This is a genomic window from Burkholderia sp. BCC0506, assembly GCF_902833145.1.
Classification (GTDB): Bacteria; Pseudomonadota; Gammaproteobacteria; order Burkholderiales; family Burkholderiaceae; genus Burkholderia.
Map to the genome: position 1 here is coordinate 91,524 of NZ_CADFEN010000006.1, position 22,087 is coordinate 113,610.

The window sequence follows — 22,087 nt, forward strand, 5'->3', positions numbered from 1 at the left end:
GGACGGTCACGCCGGGGCGGCGTCGCGCGCAGGCTGCGCGACACGGCCGGGGCGGCTTGAAAGGATGCGAAAGTTTAACATGACGACGAGCAGCAGCAGGATCGCGGCCCCGCCGTTGTGCGCGACGGCGACGGGCAGCGGCCACTGCAGCACGATGTTGGTCAGCCCCGTCAGGAACTGCAGCAGCACGACCAGCAGCACGCCGTTCGCCGGACGCCGCAGCGATTCGAAGCGGCGCATCTTCAGTGCGAACGCGACCAGGTAAGCGACCACGACGAACGCGAACGTGCGGTGCGTCCAGTGGATCGCGACCAGCGCGTCCTGCGTGATCGCGTCGCCGTCCTTCGTCATCCCGAGCGCGCGCCACAGGTGGAAGCCGTGCTGGAAGTCCATCGGCGGAATCCACTGGCCGTTGCAGGTCGGGAAGTCGGTGCACGCGAGCACCGCGTAGTTGGTGCTCACCCAGCCGCCGAGCGCGATCTGCACGACCAGCAGCACGAGCGCCGCGAGCGCGGCCGCGCGGTAGCGCCCGGCTTCCGGGTCATGCGACGGCAGCGGCGTTTGCCGCGCCGCAAGCCAGCCGAGCGTGCCGAGCAGCGTGAGGCCGAGCAGCAGGTGAATCGTGACGATCACCGGCTGCAGCTTCATCGTGACCGTCCATGCGCCGAACGCGCCCTGCACGAGAATCAGCAGCAGCAGGCTCGTCGGCCACCACGGCGATACGTGCAGCGGGCGGCGGCGCAGCCGCGCGGCCCACGCGATCACGACCTGCGCGATGATCAGCACGCCGATCGCCATCGCGAAATAGCGGTGGATCATCTCGATCCACGCCTTCGTCATGCTGACCGGCCCGGTCGGCATCGCCTGGTGCGCGGCTGTGATCGCGGCATGCGCGATGAATGGCGACGACGTACCGTAGCAGCCCGGCCAGTCGGGGCAGCCGAGGCCCGAATCGGTCAGCCGCGTGAAGCCGCCGAACATCACGAGGTCGAGGGTCAGGAACGTGGTGATCCACACGAGCTTGCGGAACTTGTCGTCGTCGGCCTTCACCCACACGTACGACAGCGGCAGCAGCGCGATGCACAAGCCGATCAGGCCGAGTTGCAGTAGATACGACATCGGAATGGTGCCTCGTTCTCTCGCCTTAACCGATGCTCGACCACTTCAGCAGCTTCGTCACGTCCGACTTGATCTTGCTGGGATTCGGGTCTTTCGGGAAACGCATCATCAGGTTGCCGTTCGGGTCGACCATGTAGATGTGGTCGCTGTCCTTCGTGCCGGCGTCGGCCGGCAGCCACGCGGCCACCGCGGCCGGATCGGCGACGAGCCGGCGCGTGTCCGGGTACGCGTCCAGCACCTTCTGCGGCACCGCGCCCGCATCGCTGCGCAGCCACACCATCGTGATCCGGTGCCGTTCGCCCGCCTGCGTGACGCGGATCTGGCGCATGAAATAGAGCTTCTGCGCGCAGGCGTCGTCGCACGCGCTGCGGTCGGTCATCACGAACAGCCAGACCCCGCGCAGCGACGACAGCGGCACCGTCTTGCCGGTTTCGTCGGTGACCTGCAGATCCGCCGGGATCGGGCGCTGCGGCTCGATCAGCGTGCCGTAGTTCGTCGAGCCGCCCTTCGGCTTGATCACGTAATAGGTGAAGTACGACGCGATCATCGGTGCGGCGCACACGAGACCCAGCAGCACGAGCATCCAGCGGCCGCGCTTGCGGGCCGCGGGCGACATCGGCGCAGCGGCCGGACCCTGACGGGAAGATTGCATGGACAAATCAGACCTCTCGAAACGAACCCGCGGCGCGCTCGCCGCGTCCTGGCACGACGCTCACGCGCCGCCCGACTTCTTCGCCGCACGCCGCGCGGCGTACAGGCCGAAGCCGAGCGCGGCCGCCGCCATCGCCCACCACTGAAACATGTAACCGTAATTGCGCTCGACGCCGAGCGTCGCCGCCGGCCAGTCGCGCACGAGCTTGTCGCCGTCGTCGCTCGTCTGCTGGATCACGAACGGCTGCAGCGGCAGCCCGGTTTCCTTCGCATACGCGGCGACGTCGAGGTTCTGGCGGATCTTCTGGTGCGCGGCCGACCCGCCTTCGCCGAGCTCGAACGCGCGCGACGCGTCGGCGCGCGCGATGCCGACGATCTCGACCTCGCCCGCCGGCGTCGCGAACGGCTCGATCGCCGTGCGATCGGCGATGTTGCGCGGCAGCCAGCCGCGGTTCACGAGCACGACGCCGCCGCCCGTGAGTTTAAACGGCATCACGACGTAAAAACCCGGCTGGTCGTTATACGGCCGATTGTCGAGGAACACCGCCTGCTCGGGCATGAAACGGCCCTTTGCCCGTACGCGATGAAACTCGATCGACGCGAGCGGAACCGGCTGCGCGCCGATGTCGACGGGCGCCGCCTGCTCGTAGCGCTCGATGCTCGCCTGCAGCGCTTCCTTCTGGTGCGCGCGGTCGCGCTGCCAGAAACCGAGGCGAACCGTGACGGCGACGACGACGAGGATCAGCAGCGCAGGCAGCCAGCGAATCTTCATCGTGCGGCCCGCCCGGCACATGCGCGAAAGCGAAGTGCGATAATTATCCTCTTCCTTTCGAATTGCCGTCGTCCGGTTCGTGTCATGCACATACTCGTTCCCATCGCCTTCGTCCTCATCATTGCCAGCATGGGCTCGGCGCTCTACTTCATGATGCACGACCGCGGCCATACGAAGCGCATGGTCTGGTCGCTCGCCACCCGCGTCGGGCTGTCGGTGTCGCTGTTCCTGATCATCCTGTTCGCGAACTGGATGGGCTGGATCCATTCGACCGGCCTGCCGATCGGGCGTTGATGTCGATATCGCGCCGGCCGCTGTGACATTTCGCCGCATGGCCGCGCCACCAAGCAAAAGCGCCGCCTGACTGAGTCGCGGCGGCGCCGGGGCGGTGTCGCTCGCGGGGCTTCGCCGCCGCGCCCGCGACACCAATGAAAACGGCCCGCGCATCGCTGCGCGGGCCGTTTTTCCATTTACAGCCAGTAGACGACGACGTACAGGCCGAGCCAGACGACGTCGACGAAGTGCCAGTACCACGCCGCGCCTTCGAATGCGAAGTGGTGATCGGGCTTGAAGTGGCCGCGGATCATCCGCACCAGCACCACCGCGAGCATCGTGCCGCCGAGGAACACGTGGAAGCCGTGGAAGCCGGTCAGCAGGAAGAACGTCGAACCGTACACGCCCGAGTTCAGCGTCAGGTTCAGTTCGTTGTACGCGTGGTAGTACTCGAAGCCCTGCAGGAACAGGAAGCAGATACCGAACACGAGCGTCGCGGCCAGCCATGCGATCGCCTTCTTGCGATGATCGTCGCGCAGCGCGTGGTGCGAGATCGTCAGCGTCACGCCCGACGACAGCAGGAGCGCGGTGTTCAGCGTCGGGATCGGCCACGGGCCCATCGTCTTGAAGTGACCGGCGAGCGCGGCGGGGCCTTCGTTCGGCCACACGGCGGAGAAATCCGGCCAGATCAGCTTGTAGTCGAGGCTGCCGAGCTGGTGCAGCGCGATTTCACGCGCATAGAACAGCGCGCCGAAGAACGCGCCGAAGAACATGACTTCCGAGAAGATGAACCAGCTCATGCTCCAGCGGTACGACTTGTCGACGTTCTTGCCGTAGTGACCGCCCTCCGATTCGGCGATCGCGTCGCCGAACCAGTGATACAGCGTGAAGAGCAACCACAGCAGGCCGAGCAGCGCCGTAAACGGCGCCCAGTCGTGACCGTTGATCCACAGCGCTACCGAGCCGAGCATGACCAGCAGGCCGACGGCCGCGCTGATCGGATGCTGCGACGGATGCGGCACGAAATAGTACGGGGTCTGGTTTTGACCGCTCATGCTTGATTCTCCACTTCAGTCCAATTTGTGTACCGGAAACCGCTCCGGCTTTATTTCTTGCGCGGCGAGACCGCCACCGCTCTTTCCTGCACGCCGCGCCGTGGCGCCGCGCACTGCATTCTTTCGTGGCCGCGGGCCGCTGGCCGCGCGCCGCACGCGCTCAACCCACGACGGCACGCACGATCAGGATCAGCACGCCGATGAACACGCCGGCCGCGATCAACGCGACGATCAGCACGTGCAGCGGATTGAGCTGCGTCGCGTCGGCCTCCAGGTCGCGCCGCTTGCGCACCCCGAAAAACGACCACAGCACCGCTTTCAGCGCCTGGCCGAACGTTCCGCTACGCTTGACCTCCGTCATCGCCCCGCCTCCGTCGTCATGCGTCCGGCTTCGCCGCACCCTGCGCCGCCGCCGTACTGCGCTGCGCCGGTGCCGGCGTGGCCGGGGTATTCAGCTCGAAGAACGTGTACGACAGCGTGATCGTCTTCACGTCCTTCGGCAATTTCGGGTCGATCACGAACACCACCGGCATCTTGCGCGACTCGTTCGCGGTCAGCGTCTGCTGCGTGAAGCAAAAGCACTCGATCTTCTTGAAGAACTCCGTCGCCTGCTTCGGCGCGTAGCTCGGAATCGCCTGCGCGACGACCGGCCGGCCCTGCCCGTTCGTCACGTCGTACACGATCGTCGTCAGTTCGCCCGGGTGCACGTCGAGGCTGTTGTGCTCCGGCTTGAACCCGAGCGGCCCGCGTGCGTTCGCGTCGAACTCGACCGACACCGTGCGGCTATAGTCGACCTGCGAGTTCTTCACCTCGCGCGCGCTGACATCGCGCTGCACCAGGTTGTTGATGCCGGTGATCTGGCAGATCGCCCGATACATCGGGATCAGCGCGAAGCCGAAACCGAACATCAGCCCGGCCACGACGAAGAGCTTCACCAGCATCGAACGATTGAACGCGCGATCCACGGCGCCCTCTTCCGGCTTCGACATACGACGACTTCCCTCGCTACTGCGTCAGTTACTGCATCAGTGGGTGGACAGCCACCACTGCTTGATCACGACACCCACAAAAAAAACGGCGGCGATGACGAGCAGGGTGAGGCCGAGCCGCTTGTTGCCCGCGCGGATCTGCTCGGGCGTTCGTCTTTCTTGTGGATTCCGGGTCATCTGAAACTTCGTTGAAACTTCACTGATCCATCGATTCGGCGCCCGCCGCGCCTGCCTGCGCGGCAGGCAGCGGCGGAGCGCTCGATGAAACTTATTCGACGTGCGGCGGTTGCTCGAACGTATGGAAAGGAGCCGGGCTCGGCACCGTCCACTCGAGGCCCGTCGCGCCATCCCACGGCTTGTCCGACGCCTTTTCCAGCTCGCCGCCGCCACGGTAGGCCGGCAGCGCGACCGCGAACAGGAAGTACACCTGCGCGAGGCCGAAGCCGAATGCGCCGATCGTCGCCACCTGGTTGAAGTCCGTGAACTGCGCCGGGTAGTCCGCATAGCGGCGCGGCATGCCCGCGAGACCGACGAAGTGCATCGGGAAGAACGTCAGGTTGAAGAAGATCATCGACGCCCAGAAGTGGATCTTGCCGCGCGTCTCGTTGTACATCCAGCCCGTCCACTTCGGCGCCCAGTAGTACCAGCCCGAGAACAGCGCGAACAGCGAACCGGCCACCAGCACGTAGTGGAAGTGCGCGACCACGAAGTAGGTGCCGTGATACTGGATGTCGAGCGGCGCCATCGCGAGCATCAGGCCCGTCAGGCCGCCGAACGTGAACACGAACAGGAAGCCGATCGCGAACAGCATCGGGGTTTCGAACGTCATCGAGCCGCGCCACATCGTCGCGAGCCAGTTGAACACCTTCACGCCTGTCGGCACCGCGATCAGCATCGTCGCGTACATGAAGAACAGCTGGCCGGTGACCGGCATGCCCGTCGCGAACATGTGGTGCGCCCAGACCATGAACGACAGGATCGCGATCGATGCCGTCGCGTACACCATCGAGCTATAGCCGAACAGCGTCTTGCGCGCGAACGCCGGGATCACCTGCGACACGATCCCGAACGCCGGCAGAATCATGATGTACACCTCGGGGTGGCCGAAGAACCAGAAGATGTGCTGGTACATCACCGGGTCGCCGCCGCCGGCCGCGTTGAAGAACGACGTGCCGAAGTGGCGGTCGAACAGCACCATCGTGATCGCGCCTGCCAGGACCGGCATCACGGCGATCAGCAGGTACGCGGTGATCAGCCACGTCCACGCGAACATCGGCATCTTCATCAGCGTCATGCCCGGTGCGCGCATGTTCAGGATCGTCACGACGATGTTGATGCCGCCCATGATCGACGATGCGCCCATGATGTGGACCGCGAAGATCGCGAAGTCCATGCCCGGGCCCATCTGCGTCGACAGCGGTGCGTACAGCGTCCAGCCGGCAGCCGTCGCGCCGCCCGGCGCGAAGAACGAACCGACCAGCAGCACGGCCGCGACCGGCAGCAGCCAGAAGCTGAAGTTGTTCATCCGCGCGAACGCCATGTCGGATGCGCCGATCTGCAGCGGAATCATCCAGTTCGCGAAGCCGACGAACGCCGGCATGATCGCGCCGAACACCATGATCAGGCCGTGCATCGTCGTGAGTTCGTTGAAGAACTCCGGACGCATGATCTGCAGGCCCGGCTCGAACAGCTCGGCGCGGATGCCGAGCGCCATCACGCCGCCCGACAGGAACATGATGAACGAGAACAGCAGGTACAGCGTACCGATGTCCTTGTGGTTGGTGGCGAACAGCCAGCGACGCCAGCCGTGCGGGGCTTCGTGCGCGTGGTCGTCGTGCGCGTGGTCCGCGGCTACGTCGTGCCCGATGCTAGACATGAGAATCTCCTAATGCGAATACGTCGACTAACTCAGCGACACGTCAAGCCGCCGGGCCGATCTCGACACGCCGGGCTTCCTTCGCGTCAGCCCCGCCCGTGATCGTTTCCGGCTTTTTGAGAATAATGTGGTCTTCCGCCACGCCTGCTGCCTTCAGCGCATCGCGCACGGCCTGCGCCCGATGTTTCGCCAGTTCGGCGTTCGCGTCGGCCGAGCCCGTCTTGTCGGTGAAGCCCGACAGCGCGAGCTTCGCGTCCGGATGCGCCTTCGCATAGTCGACCGCGGCGGCAATCGCCGCCTTCGCGTCGGCCGGCAGCACGCTCTTGCCCGTCTCGAAGTAGATCGTCGACAACGCGGCCGATGCCGCTGCCGCCGGCTGCTCGGCGCCCGACGCGGCTTGCGCCGGCGCCGAAGCCGCTTCCGCCGGGGCCGCTGCCGCGCCCGCCGCGTCTTCCGGCATCTTGCCGTTGCGCGCGTCGGCCACTTGCTTCGGCTGCAGCAGGTCGTTCTTGTGGTTGCCCCACGAATTGCGTTCGTACGTGACGACCGAAGCGATGTCGAGGTCCGACAGCGACGCCCACGACGGCATCGCGCCCTTGCCGTGCAGCACGCGCTCGACGTGCGCGGCGATCGGGCCGTTCACGATCGGGCTGCCGTCCATCGCCGGGAACGCGCCGAGGCCCTTGCCGTTCACCTGGTGGCAGGCCGCGCAGTTCGCCTTGTAGACTTCCTCGCCGTGCGCGACGAGTTCGGCCATCGTGTAGACCTTGTTCGGATCGACCGACGCGCTGGCCAGCTTGGCCTTCTGCGCGGTGACCCACTTCGCGTAGTCGTCTTCCGACAGCACTTCGACCACGACCGGCATGTACGCGTGCTCCTTGCCGCACAGTTCGGTACAGAAGCCGCGGAACGTGCCGACCTTGTCGGCCTTGAACCACGTGTCGCGCACGAAGCCGGGAATCGCGTCCTGCTTCACGCCGAACGCGGGCACGTACCACGAGTGGACGACGTCGTTCGCGGTCGTGATGATGCGGATCTTCTTGTTGACCGGCACGACGAGCGGGTTGTCGACTTCCTGCAGATAGGTGTCGGTGATCGGCTTCTTGCCCATCACTTCGTCGCGCGGGGTGGTCAGCGTCGACAGGAAGCCGATGCCCTCGCCCGGGCCCTTCACGTAGTCGTAGCCCCACTTCCACTGGTAGCCGGTGACCTTGATCGTGAGATCGGCGTTCGTCGTGTCCTTCATCGCGACGACGGCCTTCGTCGCCGGCAGCGCCATCAGCACGACGATGACGAACGGCACGATCGTCCAGATGATCTCGACGGTCGTGCTTTCATGGAAATTGGCGGCCTTGTGGCCCTTGGATTTGCGGTGCGCGAAGATCGAATAGAACATCACGCCGAACACGCCGACGAAGATCACCGTACACAGGATCAGCATCATCGTGTGGAGATCGTAGAGCTCCTCGGCGATCTTCGTGACAGGCGGCTGAAAGTTGATCTCGTTGACACGGGGGCCGCCCGGGCTATCACCGACCGCCAGGGCCGCACCGGCAAAGAGCAATCCGCTGCATGCCAGCACGCCCGTGAGGGCTCGCTTGATTGTTTTCATAGCATCCTTACCCAAAATTTCCATTCAAACCCTCCCCCGTCGCAAGCCACCGGCGCGTTCCGGCCGATGACTGCGCCTCGTCAGCCGCAGCGCCTGAGCGACACGCGCAGTTCGTCGGCGAACTGCGCACGCTTGTACTGCGCGAGATGCTGCCCGATCACGACGGTCTGCCCGCGCGATACCAGCCGAATCGGATCGCGTGGCGTCGCACCCGGCTCGACCCGCACCCAGCGCGGGTTGAATTCGATCTGCGTGAGCCGCTCCGCATCCATTCGCTCGATCACGAGCCGGTGCGGAAACAGCCTGATGCGCTCGTAGTCGACCGCATGGCGAGCATGGATCGCGAATGCGACACCCACCGCCAGCAACTCGATTCCGGTGAAGGGCATGACGAGCCAGGCCCCTCTCCACATCAGCAACGCCGCGATCACCAGCGAGAAGCCCGCGAGCGACGCGTAGAACAGCACGAACTGGCGTGGCGACACCGAACAGTTGCGTTTCATCAGCCAGTCTTCGAGGACCGGTTCGCTGTCCGCCGTCTCCGCCAAAACCCTCGCTGCTTCCATCGCCGCCTCACGCGAATGGCATGCGATGCATGCCTGCATCGGACTCGTCGCCCCGTATTGCGGGGACCCCGGGACGACAAGCTGACGCATTATAGGCGGGTTCAATGGCATCCACAAGCAAGCGCCTATCGCCCGCCAAGCCAAGCGCGACAAGCTTTCCGGCCGTTTTTGCCGCCAATTCGACCCCGCTTTGCACCGCTAATTTCAGACATAACAAAACCCCTCTTTACCGCTTTACCGATTCTTCGGGCGCCCCTTGCCGATGTCCTCGATGCGCACGATCCCGTGCCCTTCCGCGGTCGTGCGCGGCACGGCCTTCCATGCGTGGCCGTAGATCACCTCGAAGGTGAGCGGGATCGTGCCGTCGTCGCGCCGGCGCGCGTCCAGCGCGTCGCCGAGCGCCGCGCGAAAGCGCCGCGCCGCGTGCTGCGGCGCCGGGCGCCCGAACGGATAGGCGCCCCAGCGGCGCACGTCGGCCAGCAGGGAATCGGGGGATCTGTAGGTGACGGTCAGCACTTCCTGGTCCATCACGGGAATCTCGAAGCCGCTCTCGACGAGCATGTCGCCGAGGTCGTGCATGTCGACGAAATCGATCACGCGCGCGGCGGGCGGTGCGATGCCGAGCGCCGCTTCGGCGTCCGCGCAGGCCGCGCGCAGCTCGCGCAGCGTGTCGGGGCCGAGCGTGCTGAACATCAGCAGGCCGTTCACGCGCAGCACGCGCTGCCATTCGGGCAGCACCGTGTCGGGACGCGAATGCCAGTGGAGCGCGAGATTCGACCAGATCAGGTCGAACGCGCCGCCCGGGAACGGCAGCGCGGCGAAATCGGCCTGCGCGACGCGCGGGCCGCGCTGGCCCAGCGCCCGGCCGAGCGACGCCGGCAGCCAGCGGCGCCAGTTGGTCTGCTCGACCTCGCGCCGGCCGGCCCGCGCGAGCATCGCGCCGGACAGGTCCACGCCGAACACCGGCGCCTCCGGAAAGCGCGCGCGCAGCGCCGGCAGGTCGTCGCCCGGGCCGCAGCCCGCATCGAGCACGGCCGCGGGGCTCACCTTGATGTATTCGAGGCGCTCGTTCATCCGCTGCGCGATCTCGCGCGGCAGGAACGCAACCGCATCGAACGTGGCGGCACGGCGGTCGAAGATCCGCCGCAGGCGCCTGGCGTCATTGGCCGGACGGCCGGTTGGAGTCGAAGCTGGGGACATGTCGGGCACACTGGCGAAGAGCCCGAAGTATACTCGCTCGCCTCGCAAGCTTCATTGAGGCGGCGTGCCAGGAGTGTTGCGATGGTCCGCGGTTCCGCCGAGCGCACGATGCGCGTCGTTTTGTCGCAGGTTCGAACGCTGGCCGTGCGCGTTGCCGCGGTCACGCTGCCGAATCGCTGCGCGTTGTGCGGCAATTTGTCACACGCCGTGATGTGCGGCGCCTGCGATGCCGTGTACTGGAATGAAGCACGGCTGCGCTGCGACGTCTGCGCGCTGCCGCTCGGCGTCGGGCAGGGACGATTCCCCCGCGGCAGCCGCGGCAGCCGCGCGGCCGCGTACCGGTGCGACGCGTGCCGCACCGCGCCGCCGCCGTTCGACGCGACGCTCGCGCTCGCCGATTACCGCGCACCGCTCGACGGGCTCGCGCGCGGCCTGAAGTTTCACGCGCGGCTCGCGCTCGGCGGCGAATTCGCGGCGCGGCTCGCACGGCTGGTCGACGATACGCGCGGCGCGAGCGGCTTCGACCTCGTCGCGCCGGTGCCGCTGTCGCGCCGGCGGCTCGTCGCGCGCGGCTACAACCAGGCGTGGGCGATCGCGCGTCCGCTCGCGCGCCGGCTCGGCGTGCCAGCGGACGCGGCGTTGCTCGCACGCGTCGCCGACACCGCGCCGCAGTCGCGGCTCGACCGGCACGCGCGGCGCGACAACGTCATGGCCGCATTCGCGGTGGCCGGCGACGTCGCCGGCCGCCACATCGCGCTCGTCGACGACGTGATGACGTCCGGCGCGACCCTTGCGGCCGCCGCGCACGCGCTGAAGGCGGCGGGCGCCGTGCGCGTGACGAATCTGGTTGCGCTGCGCACCGCCAGGGATTAATTAGATAGAGAGGCCGGCCGTTCAAATGCGGCCGTCACGAACCGGTCGGCCGGGGGCACCCGCGCATTGCGCGGCCCGGCCGGCCCAGCCAAACCGAAACATGTTCAACGTCGTCCTCGTCGCTCCCGAAATTCCGCCGAACACCGGCAACGTGATCCGCCTGTGCGCGAACACCGGCGCGCACCTGCACCTGATCGAGCCGCTCGGCTTTCCGCTCGACGACGCGCGGATGCGCCGCGCCGGCCTCGACTATCACGAATATGCGCAGATGCGCGTGCACCGCGACTGGGACGCGTTCGTCGCCGCCGAAACGCCCGATCCCGCGCGGATGTTCGCGTTCACGACACGCGGCTCGGGCCGCTTCCACGATCGTGCGTTCCTGCCCGGCGACTGGTTCGTGTTCGGCTCGGAAACGCGCGGCCTGCCCGCCGAGCTCCTCGAACGCTTCCCGAACGAACAGCGCGTGCGCCTGCCGATGCGGCCGGACAACCGCAGCCTGAACCTGTCGAACACGGTCGCGGTGGTCGTGTTCGAGGCGTGGCGCCAGGCCGGCTTCGAAGGCGGCGCCTGACGCGCGCCGGGCGCGGCCGCGGCGCGCGTCAGATTCGCGCGAGCCGTGCGCGGTACAGGTCGTGGATGTCGGGGGAAAAACACGCGAACACCACGCGCGTGAGATTCGGCGCCTGCGGCAGCATCTCGGCGACGGTGCCGACCGCGATGTCGACGGCGGCTTCGGCCGGATACCGATAGACGCCGCAGCTGATCGCCGGAAACGCGATCGACGTCGCGGCCACTTCCTCGGCCAGCTCGATCGCGCGCCGGTAGCACGACGCAAGCAGCTCGGCCTCGCCGCGCGCGCCGCCGTACCAGACCGGCCCGACCGCGTGGATCACGTAGCGCGCCGGCAACCGGTGGCCGCGCGTGAGCTTCGCGTCGCCGGTGTCGCAGCCGCCGAGCGTGCGGCACTCGGCTAGCAGGCCGGGGCCGGCCGCGCGGTGAATCGCGCCGTCGACGCCGCCCCCGCCGAGCAGCGAGCCGTTCGCGGCGTTGACGATCGCATCGACATCGAGCGTCGTGATGTCGACGACCTGCGCATCGAGCGTGGTGGAATGGATCTGCAGCATGACAACCTCGCGGAACGCCGGAGATTGTTCAAGCGTAGCCCGCTTTGGCGCCGCGCGCCCGGCGCAACCGTGCCGGGCGATCGCGGCCCGCGCTACTCGGCGCGCGCGTCGCGGCGCAGCAGGCCGCTGACGGCGTCGCGCGGCGCGATGCCGTCGAACAGCACGCCGCACACGGCTTCCGTGATCGGCATTTCGATCGACTGCGCGCGCGCGAGCGCCAGCACGGCCTGCGCGCAGCGCACGCCTTCGGCCACGTGGCCGAGCGCGCCGAGGATGTCGTTCAGCGTGCGGCCGGCCGCCAGTTGCAGGCCGACCGTGCGGTTGCGCGACAGGTCGCCCGTCGCGGTGAGGATCAGGTCGCCGAGGCCCGTGAGGCCCGTGAAGGTTTCCGCGCGGCCGCCGAGCGCCACGCCGAGCCGCGACATTTCGGCGAGACCGCGCGTGATCAGCGCGGCGCGCGCGTTCAGCCCGAGGCCGAGGCCGTCGGAAATGCCCGTCGCGATCGCCAGCACGTTCTTCACCGCGCCGCCGACCTCGACGCCGACCACGTCGTCGCCCGTATAGATCCGCATCGCGCCGTGATGGAACGCGGCGAGCGTGCGCTCGCGGCATTCGGCCGACGCGCTCGCCACCGTCAATGCGACGGGCAGCGACTGTCCGACCTCGCGCGCGAAGCTCGGGCCCGACAGCACGCCGTTGCTCTGCTGTTCGGGCAGCTCGGCCGCGATCACCTGATGCGGCAGCAGGTGCGTGTCGGCCTCGAAGCCCTTGCAGACCCAGACGATGTGCGCGGGCACGCAGCCTGCGTCGCGCATCGCGCGACACAGCGTGCGCAGGCCGGCCACCGGCGCGGCGATCACGCACAGTGCGTCGTCCGCGGCGCCATGCGCGAGCGCGGCGCCGAGCCCGGCGTCGTAGCGCAGCGCGTCAGGCAACGCGATGCCGTCCAGATAGCGGGAATTTTCGTGCCGGGCCTGCAGCCCGGCGATGAGCGCGGCGTCGCGCGCCCACAGAAGCGTATCGTGCCGCGCGGCCAGATGGCCTGCGAGCGCGGTGCCCCAGGCACCGGCGCCGAGAACGGCTACTTTCATACCCAGCACCGGTCCGAGCGAAACGTCAGTTCAGCGTCGTGCCGTTCGGCGCGCCATTCGGTGCGCCTGCCGCACCAGCCTGCTGCTGAAGCTGCGCGAGACGCTGCTCGTACAGCGCCTGGAAGTTGATTTCGGCCAGGTGGATCGGCGGGAAGCCGGCACGCGTGATCGCGTCGGCGATGTTCGAGCGCAGGTACGGGAACAGGATCGTCGGGCATGCGATGCCGACGAGCGGGTCGAGCTGTTCGTCCGGAATGTTGCGAATGTCGAAAATGCCGGCCTGCTTCGCTTCGATCAGGAACGCGACCTTGTCCTTCACCTTCGCGGTGACGGTACCCGACACGACGACTTCGAACACGCTTTCCGCGAGGCGATCGGCCTTGACGTCGACTTCGACTTCAACCGACGGCATGTCCTGCTCGAGGAAGATCGCCGGCGAATTCGGCTGCTCGAGCGACATATCCTTCAGGTAGACGCGCTGGATGTTGAAGAACGGTTGGTTTTCGACGTCGGACATGGTGTTTCCCTAAAAGTGGTGACGGGGCGGCTCGGCTCCACGCCGGCCGCCACGGATGAATCCTGCGCGCCCGACCCGCGGCGCGGCCGGCGGCCATTCTGCCCTAATCAGGCCGCTTGCAGAAGCGGTACGAGGCCGCCTTCGCGGTCGAGCTTCGACAGATCGTCGTAGCCGCCGACGTGCGTGTCGCCGATATAGATCTGCGGCACCGTGCGGCGCCCCGTGCGCGTCATCATTTCCTCGCGGCGGGCCGGATCGCGATCGATCAGCACCTTTTCGATCTGCTCGACGCCGCGCAGCTTCAGCAGGCGCTCGGCCTGCATGCAATACGGACACACCTGCGTGCTGTACATCAAAACCTTGTTCACTTCGCCACTCCTTGTTTGACGACCGGCATCCCGGCCTGCTGCCAGGCGGCCACGCCGCCTTCGAGCACGTGCACCTCGGCGTAACCCGCCGCCTCGACCTCGCGCGCCGCCTTCTGCGACTGCTGGCCATTCTGGCAGACGAGCAGCACCGGGGTGCTCTTGTTCTTCGCGACCTGCGCAATTTTCGCGCCGATCTCGGCCGCGGCGATCTGGCGCGCCGACGGCAGGTGGCCGGCGGCGAAGTCGGACGGTGCGCGCAGGTCGATCACGACCGCGTTGCGGCGATTGATGAGCTGCGTCGCCTCCGCGGCCGACAGGCCGCCGCGGCCGCGGCGCAGGGCCGGCCACGCCAGCAGGCCGCCGGAAACCAGCAGGATCGCGATAAGGGCCAGGTTCGTGTAATTGGTAAAGAACGTCACGGAATGCCGCCGGAAAAAGAGAAATCGGATGAGGACAATCCCGCCATTATAAAATAACCGTCTTGCGCGATGGCGGGCCCCGGTCGGGTCCCGTGCGACGCGCCCCGCTTCCCTCTCACTACCGACCGCACGATCCATGTACAAACTCGTTCTCATCCGCCACGGCGAATCGACGTGGAACAAGGAAAACCGCTTCACCGGCTGGGTCGACGTCGACCTGACCGAACAGGGTCGCAACGAGGCCTACCAGGCCGGCGAATTGCTCAAGGAGGCCGGCTACACGTTCGACATCGCGTACACGTCGGTGCTCAAGCGCGCGATCCGCACGCTGTGGCACGTGCAGGACAAGATGGACCTGATGTATCTGCCGGTCGTCCATTCGTGGCGCCTGAACGAGCGCCACTACGGCGCGCTGTCGGGCCTGAACAAGGCGGAAACGGCCGCGAAGTTCGGCGACGAGCAGGTGCTCGTGTGGCGCCGCAGCTACGACACGCCGCCGCCCGCGCTCGAGCCGACCGACGAGCGCGCACCGTACGACGATCCGCGCTACGCGAAGGTACCGCGCGAGCAGCTGCCGCTCACCGAGTGCCTGAAGGACACCGTCGCGCGCGTGCTGCCGCTGTGGAACGAGTCGATCGCGCCGGCCGTGCGCGCCGGCAAGCAAGTGCTGATCGCCGCGCACGGCAACTCGCTGCGCGCGCTGATCAAGTACCTCGACGGCATCTCGGACAGCGACATCGTCGGCCTGAACATCCCGAACGGCGTGCCGCTCGTGTATGAACTGGACGAGAACCTGAAGCCGATCAAGCACTATTACCTCGGCGACCAGGAAGCGATCGCGCAGGCGCAGGCCGCCGTCGCGAAGCAAGGCAAGGCGGGCTGACGCCCGTCGCGGCGTGCCGGGCCCCGGCCCGCACGCCGCGCGAACCTTCCCGGCCCCGCCGCGGTCGAATCCGCTTTCGAACCCGCGGCGCGCGCGGCGGTGCCCGGCCGGGCCTTCTCCGGCCGTTTCGACGCTTTTCGCGCCGTTCCACTGAGTTATCGGACGAACAGTTATACTTGTCCGCTACATCCCCGCTACCGCCACGCGCTTCCCGACCGCACCAGACTCTCTATGCGAATGAATTTGAAGAACATCGGCCTGATTGCCGCGGGCCTCGCCACGGGCGTGTTCGCCACGCTGCAGGTTTCCGCATCGGCCGAGCAGACCGCCACGGCGCCGCTTCCCCTCGACCAGCTCCGCCTGTTCGCGGAAGTATTCGGGCAGATCAAGCGCGAGTACGTCGAACCGGTCGACGACAAGAAGCTGCTGACGGCCGCGATCAAGGGCATGGTGTCGAGCCTCGATCCGCACTCGTCGTTCCTCGACAAGACCGACTATGACGAGCTGCAGGAGCAGACGAAGGGCCGCTTCGCGGGCCTCGGCATCGAGATCTCGCAGGAAGACGGCCTCGTCAAGGTGATCTCGCCGATCGAGGACACTCCCGCGTTCCGCGCCGGCATCCGTCCGGGCGACCTGATCACGCGCATCAACGACAAGCCGGTGCGCGGCATGACGCTCGACAAGGCCGTCAAGCAGATGCGCGGCGAGCCGGGCACCAAGGTCACGCTGACGATCTTCCGCAAGAGCGACGACCGCACGTTCCCCGTCACGGTCACGCGCGCGATCATCAAGGTCCAGAGCGTGAAGATGAAGATGCTCGACCCGGGCTACGCGTATGTCCGGATCACGAGCTTCCAGGAGCGCACGACGCCCGATCTCGCGCAGAAGCTGCAGGACATCGCGCGCCAGCAGCCGAACCTGAAGGGCCTGATCCTGGACCTGCGCAACAACGGCGGCGGCCTGCTGCAGAGCGCGGTCGGCGTGGCCGGCGCGTTCCTGCCGCCCGACTCGGTCGTCGTGTCGACCAACGGCCAGATCCCCGATTCGAAGCAGGTCTACCGCGATACGTACGACAACTATCGCCTGCCGTCCTTCGACGGCGATCCGCTGAAGAACCTGCCGCCGATCTTCAAGACCGTGCCGATGATCGTGCTGACGAACGCGTATTCGGCGTCCGCGTCGGAAATCGTCGCCGGTGCGCTGCAGGATTCGAAGCGCGCGCAGATCATGGGCAAGACGACGTTCGGCAAGGGGTCGGTGCAGACGGTCCGCCCGATGACGGCCGACACCGCACTGCGCCTGACCACCGCGTACTACTACACGCCGAGCGGCCGGTCGATCCAGAACAAGGGCATCACGCCGGACGTGCCGGTCGATCAGTACGCGGACGGCGATCCGGACGACGTGCTCGTGACGCGCGAGGTCGACTACACGAACCACCTCGCGAACACGCAGGATCCGAACGAGAAGAAGGAACAGGAAGAGCGCGAGCAGCGCCGGATGGATCAACTGCGCGTTCTCGAAGAGCAGAACGACAAGAAGACGCCGGAGCAGCGCCAGAAGGATCGCGATCGCAAGCCGATCGAGTTCGGCAGCGCCGACGACTTCATGATGCAGCAGGCGCTCAACAAGCTCGAAGGCAAGCCGGTCCAGGAATCGAAGTCGCTGCTCGCCGAGAGCACGACGAAGAGCCCGGCCGCCAAGGCCGCGAAGGGCGCAAGCGCCGCGAAGCCGGCTTCCGCACCGAAGCCCGCGTCGGCACCGCAGTAAGCGCCGGCCGGCATCCGACGGGCCATCGCGGGAAGACCGCGATGGCCCGTTTTTCATGCGCGCCTAAAATAACGAACGTCCGCCCGCCTCGCTCACGACGCCCCATGAACGACGATCAACTCCTTCGCTATTCCCGCCACATCCTCGTCGACGAGATCGGCATCGAGGCGCAGCAGCGCTTTCTCGACGCGCATGCGATCGTCGTCGGCGCGGGCGGCCTCGGCTCGCCGGCCGCGATGTATCTCGCGGCCTCGGGCGTCGGCACGCTCACCCTCGTCGATGCCGATACGGTCGACCTCACGAACCTGCAGCGGCAGATCCTGCACGTGACGGCATCGGTCGGCCGCAGCAAGGTCGAATCGGGGCGCGACACGCTCGCGCAACTGAATCCCGAGGTGAAGGTGAACGCGGTCGCGGCGCGCGTCGACGATGCGTGGCTCGACGCACACGTGCCGCACGCGAGCGTCGTGCTCGACTGCACCGACAACTTCGCGACGCGGCACGCGATCAACCGCGCGTGCGTCGCGCACGGCGTGCCGCTCGTGTCGGGCGCCGCGCTGCGTTTCGACGGCCAGATCAGCACGTTCGACTTCCGCGACGCCGCCGCGCCCTGCTATGCATGCGTGTTCCCGGAAGACCAACCGTTCGAAGAAGTCGCGTGCGCGACGATGGGCGTGTTCGCGCCGACCGTCGGGATCATCGGCGCGATGCAGGCGGCCGAGGCGCTGCGCGTGATCGGCGGTATCGGCAAGACGCTGAACGGGCGGCTGATGATGCTCGATTCGCTGCGGATGGAATGGACGACGATGAAAATCGCGCGCCAGGCCGATTGCCCCGTGTGCGGGGGCCGGCACTGACGCGCGACGGGCATGCGCGTCGCGCATGCGTGACACTTCGCTACATAGAGTGAGCGGCGGCGAAAACGCTTAAGCGGCCGCGTCCGCCCGCGGCTCGGCAACCGCCAGCCGCTGCAGCGCCGCCTGCACTTCTTCGGGCTCGAACGCGGCCAGCACGTCGGCCGTCGGCTTTTCGAGCGCCTTCAGGTGCGCGCGCAGGATCTCCTGCTTCACGACGAGCAACTGGCTCGGGTGCATCGAGAACTCGGTGAGCCCCATCCCGAGCAACAGGCGCGTGAGCGCCGGGTCGCCCGCCATCTCCCCGCATACCGACACCGATACGCCCGCGCGCTTCGCTTCGCGCAGCGTGTACGCGATCAGGTGCAACACGGCCGGATGCAGCGGGTCGTACAGGTGCGCGACCGCGTTGTCGGCGCGATCGATCGCGAGCGTGTACTGGATCAGGTCGTTCGTGCCGATCGACAGGAAATCGAAGCGCTTCAGGAACAGCGGCAGCGCGATCGCCGCGGCCGGAATCTCGATCATCGCGCCGAGCCGCACGTTCGGATCGTACGCGAGCCCCGCGTCGTCGAGCTGGCGCTTCGCCTCGCGGATCAGGTCGAGCGTCTGGTCGATCTCCTGCGCGTGCGCGAGCATCGGGATCAGGATCTTCACCTGGCCGAACGCGGATGCGCGCAGGATCGCGCGCAACTGCGTGAGGAACATCTGCGGCTCGGACAGGCTCCAGCGGATCGCGCGCAGCCCGAGCGCCGGGTTCGGCGCCGTTTCGTAGCCTTCGTCGAGCGCCTCGAGCGGCTTGTCGGCGCCGACGTCGATCGTGCGGATCGTCACCGGCATGCCCTTCATCCACTCGACGGCCCGCTTGTACGCGGCGAACTGCTCCTCCTCTTCCGGCATCTCCTTCTGATGCATGAACAGGAACTCGGAACGGAACAGGCCGACGCCGACCGCGCCGGCTTCGACGGCCGCCTTCGCGTCGTCGGGCAGCTCGATGTTCGCGTACAGGTCGATCTTCGTGCCGCACAACGTTTGCGTCGGCGAGAACTTCAAGCGCTGCAGCTTGCGTTGCTCCAGCAGTTTCTCGGACTGGCGGTACGAATATTCCTCGAGGACGATCGGCGCCGGATCGACGATCACGATGCCCTGGTCGCCGTCGACGATGATCAGGTCGTCCTGGCGGATCAGCGAACTCGCATGCTGGACGCCGACCGCGGCCGGAATGCCGAGGCTGCGCGCGACGATCGCCGTGTGCGACGTGCGCCCGCCGAGATCGGTGACGAACGCCTGGAACGACTGCGTCTTGAACTGCATCATGTCGGCCGGCGCGATGTCGTGCGCGACGACAATCATCTCGTTCGTGCCATTCCTGGCCGCGCCATCGAGCGCCTGCGACGCGGACGGCGCCCCGGCGAGCGCCTTCAGCACGCGCTCGACCACCTGCTCGATGTCGGCCTTGCGCTCGCGCAGGTATTCGTCCTCGATGTCGTCGAAATGGCGCGTCAGCAGTTCGAGTTGCTCGGTCAGCGCCCATTCGACGTTGTAGCGGCGCGTGCGGATCAGGTCGATGGTTTCCTGCACGAGCATCTCGTCGCTCAGGATCATCGTGTGGACGTCGATGAATGCGCCGACTTCGCTCGGGGTATCGTCGGTCAGGTCGGCGCGCAGCGCTTCGAGCTCGCGACGCACGACGTCGAGCGCCGTGTGGAATCGCTCCACTTCGGCATCGATCTGGTGGGCCTCGATCAGGTAATGGGCGACGTCGAGCGCCGCCGGCGCGATCAGATACGCTCGCCCGATCGCGATACCTCGTGAGACGGGAATGCCATGCAGCGTGAAGGACACGCGCACCTCCTCTGTACAAGTAAAGCCGCGGCACACTGCTGCGATGCGCTTATGACCCCGGTTAGCGATTATAAATTCCGCGACTCCCTGCTGACTGCATGCAGCGCAGCATTGCGCATTTCGCATCAATGCTTCCGACGAAAAAAATGCCGCGACATCCGCGGCATTCTGACTGGAAACGGCAACGATTCCGCGCGGCGATCACTGGCCTTCGCCGAACTTGTCGGCGATCAGCTTCAGCAGCGCGTCCATCGCTTCGCGCTCGTCGGGCCCTTCGGTCTCGATCGTCACGGTGCTGCCGATGCCGGCCGCCAGCATCATCACGCCCATGATGCTCTTCGCGTTGATCTTGCGCCCGTTGCGTGTCATCCAGACTTCCGACTGGAAGTTGCCGGCCAGTTGCGTAAGCTTGGCCGATGCGCGCGCATGGAGCCCCAATTTATTGACGATGGTGGTTTCTTGTTGAAGCATGATTCTCGGTCGGGTCGGTCGGGACCGCCGGCGGCGCGCGTCGGCGGGTCGGTCTAAAACGGAAAACGGCAGCTCAGTGCGATTCGGTGCGCGGTTGCGGTTCGGGCGGAATCGGCGCGCACTGGCCGCAGCCGGTTTCCGACGGCGGCGGCGGCGTGCCGGCCGATACCTCGTGAACGCCCTTCGCGCCGCCGGACAGCGCCTTGTCGACCAGCTTGTCGAGCGGCACGGTGCGGTAGCAAACGGCCCGCACGAGCATCGGCAGGTTCACGCCCGCCAGCACGCGCACGTTGTCGAGCTTCGCGAGCTGGCCCGCGATGTTCGCGGGCGTCGCGCCGTACATGTCGGTCAGCACGACCACGCCGTTGTCTTCCCGGAGCCGCGCGAGTTCCGAGTGCGCAAACGCCATCACCTGGGCGGGATCGCTGTCCGCCATCACGTCGATACAGCCGATGCGGGCGGGCACACCGCCGTAGATGTGCGCGATGCAGTCCCGCAGCGCGGTGGCGAGCGGAGCGTGCGCGATGATCAGGATTCCGGCCATGTCAGTTCGCTCCCGGCCGCCCCTGGCGGACCGATACCCCGCGGCGGGGCAATGAGCGTAGCGAGTGTGGGGAACGTTTCATGTTCAGCCTTGCAACAGTGTCGGCCCGACCGCCGGGCCTTCGGTGCGCCGATCGCGGCACCGGGCAAGCGGGCATTGTAGCAGGCCGGTCAAGCTGCTCCGGCGACGGGGGACCTGCGCGGCCGCCGCCGGGGTTGCGCGAGCGGCGGCCTACGCGGCCGCCCGCTCGAGCGCGTCGATGAACATCGCGGCGACGTCGAAGCCCGTCTGCTCCATGATCTCGCGAAAGCACGTCGGGCTCGTGACGTTCACCTCGGTCAGCCAGTCGCCGATCGCGTCGAGGCCGACCAGCAGCAGCCCGCGCGACGCCAGCACGGGCCCGAGCGTGTCGGCGATCTCGCGATCGCGCGGCGTGAGCGGCTGCGCGACGCCGAGCCCGCCCGCGGCGAGATTGCCGCGCACCTCGCTGCCCTGCGGAATCCGCGCGAGCGAATACGGCACCGGCTGGCCGCCGATCAGCAGGATGCGCTTGTCGCCGGCCTTGATCTCGGGGATGAACTTCTGCGCCATCACCGAGCGCGTGCCGTCGTGGCTCAGCATCTCGACGATCGAACCGAGGTTCATGCCGTCCGGCTTCACGCGGAACACACCCATCCCGCCCATGCCGTCGAGCGGCTTCAGGATCACGTCGCCGTGCTCGGCGTGGAACGCGCGCAACCGTTTCGCGTCGCGCGTGACGAGCGTCGGCGCAACGAATTGCGGAAACTCGCCGATCGCGAGCTTCTCCGAATGATCGCGGATCGCCTGCGCCTTGTTGAACACGCGCGCCCCCGCGCGCTCGGCGAGCTCGAGCAGCCACGTCGACGTCACGTATTCCATGTCGAACGGCGGATCCTTGCGCATCAGCACCGCGCCGAACGATTCGAGACGGCGCGCGTCGACCGGGCCCGCGTCGAACCAGGTGTCGCGATGCAGGTCGTCCAGTTCGCCGACGAACGCGATGCGCCGCACGTCGGCCTCGACGGCCGAGCCCGTCCACGCGAGGTGGCGCGGCTCGCACGCGTACACCGCATGCCCGCGCCGGGCGGCCTCCGCCATCATCGCGTAGGTCGAATCCTTGTAGATCTTGAAATGCTCGAGCGGGTCGGCGATAAAAAGAATGTCCATGCGGGTCCTGTACGTAGCGAAGGTCCG

26 protein-coding genes are annotated in these 22,087 nt (G+C 67.1%); 6 read left to right on the forward strand and 20 right to left on the reverse strand.

What is annotated here, in order from left to right:
* Positions 1 to 6 precede the first annotated feature (6 nt).
* From HWX62_RS15460 to HWX62_RS15470, 3 genes are read right to left on the reverse strand one after another with little or no spacing between them, the layout of a single operon-like run.
* The gene (locus tag HWX62_RS15460; protein WP_175927873.1) at positions 7 to 1,119 is read right to left on the reverse strand and encodes a COX15/CtaA family protein; all 1,113 of its coding nucleotides are present in this window, start codon (positions 1,117 to 1,119) and stop codon (positions 7 to 9) included.
* 25 nt (positions 1,120 to 1,144) lie between these two features.
* Positions 1,145 to 1,771 (reverse strand): cytochrome C oxidase subunit I, encoded by a 627-nt coding sequence (locus HWX62_RS15465; protein ID WP_069620249.1) that lies wholly within the window; start codon positions 1,769 to 1,771, stop codon positions 1,145 to 1,147.
* A 60-nt stretch (positions 1,772 to 1,831) separates the two neighbouring features.
* On the reverse strand, positions 1,832 to 2,542 hold the full coding sequence (locus tag HWX62_RS15470) for an SURF1 family protein (protein WP_244136045.1): 711 nt from the start codon (positions 2,540 to 2,542) through the stop codon (positions 1,832 to 1,834).
* A gap of 84 nt (positions 2,543 to 2,626) precedes the next feature.
* Between HWX62_RS15470 and HWX62_RS15475 the strand changes: the two genes are divergently transcribed.
* The gene (locus HWX62_RS15475; RefSeq protein ID WP_175927875.1) at positions 2,627 to 2,836 is read left to right on the forward strand and encodes a twin transmembrane helix small protein; all 210 of its coding nucleotides are present in this window, start codon (positions 2,627 to 2,629) and stop codon (positions 2,834 to 2,836) included.
* Positions 2,837 to 3,012: 176 nt separating this feature from the next.
* On the opposite strand, the gene HWX62_RS15480 is transcribed toward HWX62_RS15475, so the two are convergent.
* The 8 genes from HWX62_RS15480 to HWX62_RS15515 form a co-directional block, all read right to left on the reverse strand.
* On the reverse strand, positions 3,013 to 3,870 hold the full coding sequence (locus tag HWX62_RS15480; RefSeq protein WP_175927876.1) for a cytochrome c oxidase subunit 3: 858 nt from the start codon (positions 3,868 to 3,870) through the stop codon (positions 3,013 to 3,015).
* A 160-nt stretch (positions 3,871 to 4,030) separates the two neighbouring features.
* On the reverse strand, positions 4,031 to 4,231 hold the full coding sequence (locus HWX62_RS15485) for a DUF2970 domain-containing protein (protein ID WP_006486367.1): 201 nt from the start codon (positions 4,229 to 4,231) through the stop codon (positions 4,031 to 4,033).
* A gap of 16 nt (positions 4,232 to 4,247) precedes the next feature.
* Complete coding sequence (locus HWX62_RS15490) at positions 4,248 to 4,859, reverse strand: cytochrome c oxidase assembly protein (protein ID WP_175927877.1); 612 nt, start codon at positions 4,857 to 4,859, stop codon at positions 4,248 to 4,250.
* Between the two features lie 36 nt (positions 4,860 to 4,895).
* Positions 4,896 to 5,036: a cytochrome oxidase small assembly protein gene (locus tag HWX62_RS15495; protein ID WP_006486385.1), complete on the reverse strand. Its 141-nt coding sequence runs from the start codon at positions 5,034 to 5,036 to the stop codon at positions 4,896 to 4,898.
* A 91-nt stretch (positions 5,037 to 5,127) separates the two neighbouring features.
* On the reverse strand, positions 5,128 to 6,735 hold the full coding sequence (gene ctaD, locus HWX62_RS15500; RefSeq protein WP_006477731.1) for a cytochrome c oxidase subunit I: 1,608 nt from the start codon (positions 6,733 to 6,735) through the stop codon (positions 5,128 to 5,130).
* 43 nt (positions 6,736 to 6,778) lie between these two features.
* Positions 6,779 to 8,371, reverse strand: a complete 1,593-nt coding sequence (gene coxB, locus HWX62_RS15505; protein WP_175927878.1) for a cytochrome c oxidase subunit II — start codon at positions 8,369 to 8,371, stop codon at positions 6,779 to 6,781.
* A gap of 56 nt (positions 8,372 to 8,427) precedes the next feature.
* A complete protein-coding gene (locus HWX62_RS15510; protein ID WP_175927879.1) occupies positions 8,428 to 8,952 on the reverse strand; it encodes a DUF2244 domain-containing protein in 525 nt (174 codons plus the stop codon).
* 195 nt (positions 8,953 to 9,147) lie between these two features.
* On the reverse strand, positions 9,148 to 10,113 hold the full coding sequence (locus HWX62_RS15515; protein WP_175927880.1) for a methyltransferase domain-containing protein: 966 nt from the start codon (positions 10,111 to 10,113) through the stop codon (positions 9,148 to 9,150).
* An 81-nt stretch (positions 10,114 to 10,194) separates the two neighbouring features.
* Here HWX62_RS15515 and HWX62_RS15520 point away from each other — a divergent pair, with 81 nt between their 5' ends.
* Complete coding sequence (locus tag HWX62_RS15520) at positions 10,195 to 10,986, forward strand: phosphoribosyltransferase family protein (RefSeq protein ID WP_175927881.1); 792 nt, start codon at positions 10,195 to 10,197, stop codon at positions 10,984 to 10,986.
* Positions 10,987 to 11,086: 100 nt separating this feature from the next.
* Positions 11,087 to 11,557: a tRNA (uridine(34)/cytosine(34)/5-carboxymethylaminomethyluridine(34)-2'-O)-methyltransferase TrmL gene (gene trmL / locus HWX62_RS15525; RefSeq protein WP_175927882.1), complete on the forward strand. Its 471-nt coding sequence runs from the start codon at positions 11,087 to 11,089 to the stop codon at positions 11,555 to 11,557.
* A gap of 28 nt (positions 11,558 to 11,585) precedes the next feature.
* Here trmL and HWX62_RS15530 read toward each other — a convergent pair whose 3' ends face one another.
* From HWX62_RS15530 to HWX62_RS15550, 5 genes are all read right to left on the reverse strand, one after another.
* Positions 11,586 to 12,110, reverse strand: coding sequence for an O-acetyl-ADP-ribose deacetylase (locus HWX62_RS15530; RefSeq protein WP_175927883.1), 525 nt, complete (start codon positions 12,108 to 12,110; stop codon positions 11,586 to 11,588).
* A 92-nt stretch (positions 12,111 to 12,202) separates the two neighbouring features.
* Positions 12,203 to 13,201, reverse strand: coding sequence for an NAD(P)H-dependent glycerol-3-phosphate dehydrogenase (locus tag HWX62_RS15535; RefSeq protein WP_175927884.1), 999 nt, complete (start codon positions 13,199 to 13,201; stop codon positions 12,203 to 12,205).
* 25 nt (positions 13,202 to 13,226) lie between these two features.
* Entirely contained in the window at positions 13,227 to 13,718 is a 492-nt protein-coding gene (gene secB / locus HWX62_RS15540) for a protein-export chaperone SecB (protein WP_006481561.1), read from the reverse strand.
* Between the two features lie 107 nt (positions 13,719 to 13,825).
* Positions 13,826 to 14,086, reverse strand: coding sequence for a glutaredoxin 3 (gene grxC / locus HWX62_RS15545; RefSeq protein WP_006477722.1), 261 nt, complete (start codon positions 14,084 to 14,086; stop codon positions 13,826 to 13,828).
* Complete coding sequence (locus HWX62_RS15550; protein WP_175927885.1) at positions 14,083 to 14,505, reverse strand: rhodanese-like domain-containing protein; 423 nt, start codon at positions 14,503 to 14,505, stop codon at positions 14,083 to 14,085. The genes grxC and HWX62_RS15550 overlap by 4 nt, the downstream gene beginning before the upstream one ends.
* A gap of 136 nt (positions 14,506 to 14,641) precedes the next feature.
* On the opposite strand from HWX62_RS15550, the gene gpmA reads away from it, so the two are divergent.
* From gpmA to moeB, 3 genes are all read left to right on the forward strand, one after another.
* On the forward strand, positions 14,642 to 15,388 hold the full coding sequence (gpmA, locus tag HWX62_RS15555; protein WP_175927886.1) for a 2,3-diphosphoglycerate-dependent phosphoglycerate mutase: 747 nt from the start codon (positions 14,642 to 14,644) through the stop codon (positions 15,386 to 15,388).
* Positions 15,389 to 15,619: 231 nt separating this feature from the next.
* Entirely contained in the window at positions 15,620 to 17,158 is a 1,539-nt protein-coding gene (locus HWX62_RS15560) for a S41 family peptidase (protein ID WP_175927887.1), read from the forward strand.
* Positions 17,159 to 17,262: 104 nt separating this feature from the next.
* On the forward strand, positions 17,263 to 18,015 hold the full coding sequence (gene moeB, locus HWX62_RS15565) for a molybdopterin-synthase adenylyltransferase MoeB (protein ID WP_175927888.1): 753 nt from the start codon (positions 17,263 to 17,265) through the stop codon (positions 18,013 to 18,015).
* A gap of 69 nt (positions 18,016 to 18,084) precedes the next feature.
* On the opposite strand, the gene ptsP is transcribed toward moeB, so the two are convergent.
* The 4 genes from ptsP to gshB all read right to left on the reverse strand — a co-directional run bounded on the left by ptsP (position 18,085) and on the right by gshB (position 22,060).
* On the reverse strand, positions 18,085 to 19,857 hold the full coding sequence (gene ptsP, locus HWX62_RS15570) for a phosphoenolpyruvate--protein phosphotransferase (protein WP_175927889.1): 1,773 nt from the start codon (positions 19,855 to 19,857) through the stop codon (positions 18,085 to 18,087).
* Positions 19,858 to 20,058: 201 nt separating this feature from the next.
* On the reverse strand, positions 20,059 to 20,328 hold the full coding sequence (locus HWX62_RS15575; protein WP_006477716.1) for an HPr family phosphocarrier protein: 270 nt from the start codon (positions 20,326 to 20,328) through the stop codon (positions 20,059 to 20,061).
* A gap of 73 nt (positions 20,329 to 20,401) precedes the next feature.
* Positions 20,402 to 20,872, reverse strand: coding sequence for a PTS fructose transporter subunit IIA (locus HWX62_RS15580; protein ID WP_175927890.1), 471 nt, complete (start codon positions 20,870 to 20,872; stop codon positions 20,402 to 20,404).
* Between the two features lie 231 nt (positions 20,873 to 21,103).
* Positions 21,104 to 22,060, reverse strand: coding sequence for a glutathione synthase (gene gshB, locus HWX62_RS15585; RefSeq protein ID WP_175927891.1), 957 nt, complete (start codon positions 22,058 to 22,060; stop codon positions 21,104 to 21,106).
* Between the last annotated feature and the right edge of the window lie 27 nt (positions 22,061 to 22,087).

What these genes read in the sequence shown, in the direction of transcription:
- coxB (WP_175927878.1), bottom strand. Translation starts at nt 8,371, where the DNA reads ATGGAAATTTTGGGTAAGGATGCTATGAAAACAATCAAGCGAGCCCTC.
- HWX62_RS15530 (WP_175927883.1), bottom strand. Translation starts at nt 12,110, where the DNA reads ATGCTGCAGATCCATTCCACCACGCTCGATGCGCAGGTCGTCGACATC.
- gpmA (WP_175927886.1), top strand. Translation starts at nt 14,642, where the DNA reads ATGTACAAACTCGTTCTCATCCGCCACGGCGAATCGACGTGGAACAAG.
- HWX62_RS15460 (WP_175927873.1), bottom strand. Translation starts at nt 1,119, where the DNA reads ATGTCGTATCTACTGCAACTCGGCCTGATCGGCTTGTGCATCGCGCTG.
- ctaD (WP_006477731.1), bottom strand. Translation starts at nt 6,735, where the DNA reads ATGTCTAGCATCGGGCACGACGTAGCCGCGGACCACGCGCACGACGAC.
- HWX62_RS15465 (WP_069620249.1), bottom strand. Translation starts at nt 1,771, where the DNA reads ATGCAATCTTCCCGTCAGGGTCCGGCCGCTGCGCCGATGTCGCCCGCG.
- moeB (WP_175927888.1), top strand. Translation starts at nt 17,263, where the DNA reads ATGAACGACGATCAACTCCTTCGCTATTCCCGCCACATCCTCGTCGAC.
- gshB (WP_175927891.1), bottom strand. Translation starts at nt 22,060, where the DNA reads ATGGACATTCTTTTTATCGCCGACCCGCTCGAGCATTTCAAGATCTAC.
- HWX62_RS15510 (WP_175927879.1), bottom strand. Translation starts at nt 8,952, where the DNA reads ATGCAGGCATGCATCGCATGCCATTCGCGTGAGGCGGCGATGGAAGCA.
- HWX62_RS15475 (WP_175927875.1), top strand. Translation starts at nt 2,627, where the DNA reads ATGCACATACTCGTTCCCATCGCCTTCGTCCTCATCATTGCCAGCATG.
- HWX62_RS15520 (WP_175927881.1), top strand. Translation starts at nt 10,195, where the DNA reads ATGGTCCGCGGTTCCGCCGAGCGCACGATGCGCGTCGTTTTGTCGCAG.
- HWX62_RS15470 (WP_244136045.1), bottom strand. Translation starts at nt 2,542, where the DNA reads ATGAAGATTCGCTGGCTGCCTGCGCTGCTGATCCTCGTCGTCGTCGCC.
- HWX62_RS15495 (WP_006486385.1), bottom strand. Translation starts at nt 5,036, where the DNA reads ATGACCCGGAATCCACAAGAAAGACGAACGCCCGAGCAGATCCGCGCG.
- HWX62_RS15535 (WP_175927884.1), bottom strand. Translation starts at nt 13,201, where the DNA reads ATGAAAGTAGCCGTTCTCGGCGCCGGTGCCTGGGGCACCGCGCTCGCA.
- secB (WP_006481561.1), bottom strand. Translation starts at nt 13,718, where the DNA reads ATGTCCGACGTCGAAAACCAACCGTTCTTCAACATCCAGCGCGTCTAC.
- HWX62_RS15515 (WP_175927880.1), bottom strand. Translation starts at nt 10,113, where the DNA reads ATGTCCCCAGCTTCGACTCCAACCGGCCGTCCGGCCAATGACGCCAGG.
- HWX62_RS15485 (WP_006486367.1), bottom strand. Translation starts at nt 4,231, where the DNA reads ATGACGGAGGTCAAGCGTAGCGGAACGTTCGGCCAGGCGCTGAAAGCG.
- HWX62_RS15480 (WP_175927876.1), bottom strand. Translation starts at nt 3,870, where the DNA reads ATGAGCGGTCAAAACCAGACCCCGTACTATTTCGTGCCGCATCCGTCG.
- HWX62_RS15490 (WP_175927877.1), bottom strand. Translation starts at nt 4,859, where the DNA reads ATGTCGAAGCCGGAAGAGGGCGCCGTGGATCGCGCGTTCAATCGTTCG.
- HWX62_RS15580 (WP_175927890.1), bottom strand. Translation starts at nt 20,872, where the DNA reads ATGGCCGGAATCCTGATCATCGCGCACGCTCCGCTCGCCACCGCGCTG.
- trmL (WP_175927882.1), top strand. Translation starts at nt 11,087, where the DNA reads ATGTTCAACGTCGTCCTCGTCGCTCCCGAAATTCCGCCGAACACCGGC.
- HWX62_RS15575 (WP_006477716.1), bottom strand. Translation starts at nt 20,328, where the DNA reads ATGCTTCAACAAGAAACCACCATCGTCAATAAATTGGGGCTCCATGCG.
- HWX62_RS15560 (WP_175927887.1), top strand. Translation starts at nt 15,620, where the DNA reads ATGCGAATGAATTTGAAGAACATCGGCCTGATTGCCGCGGGCCTCGCC.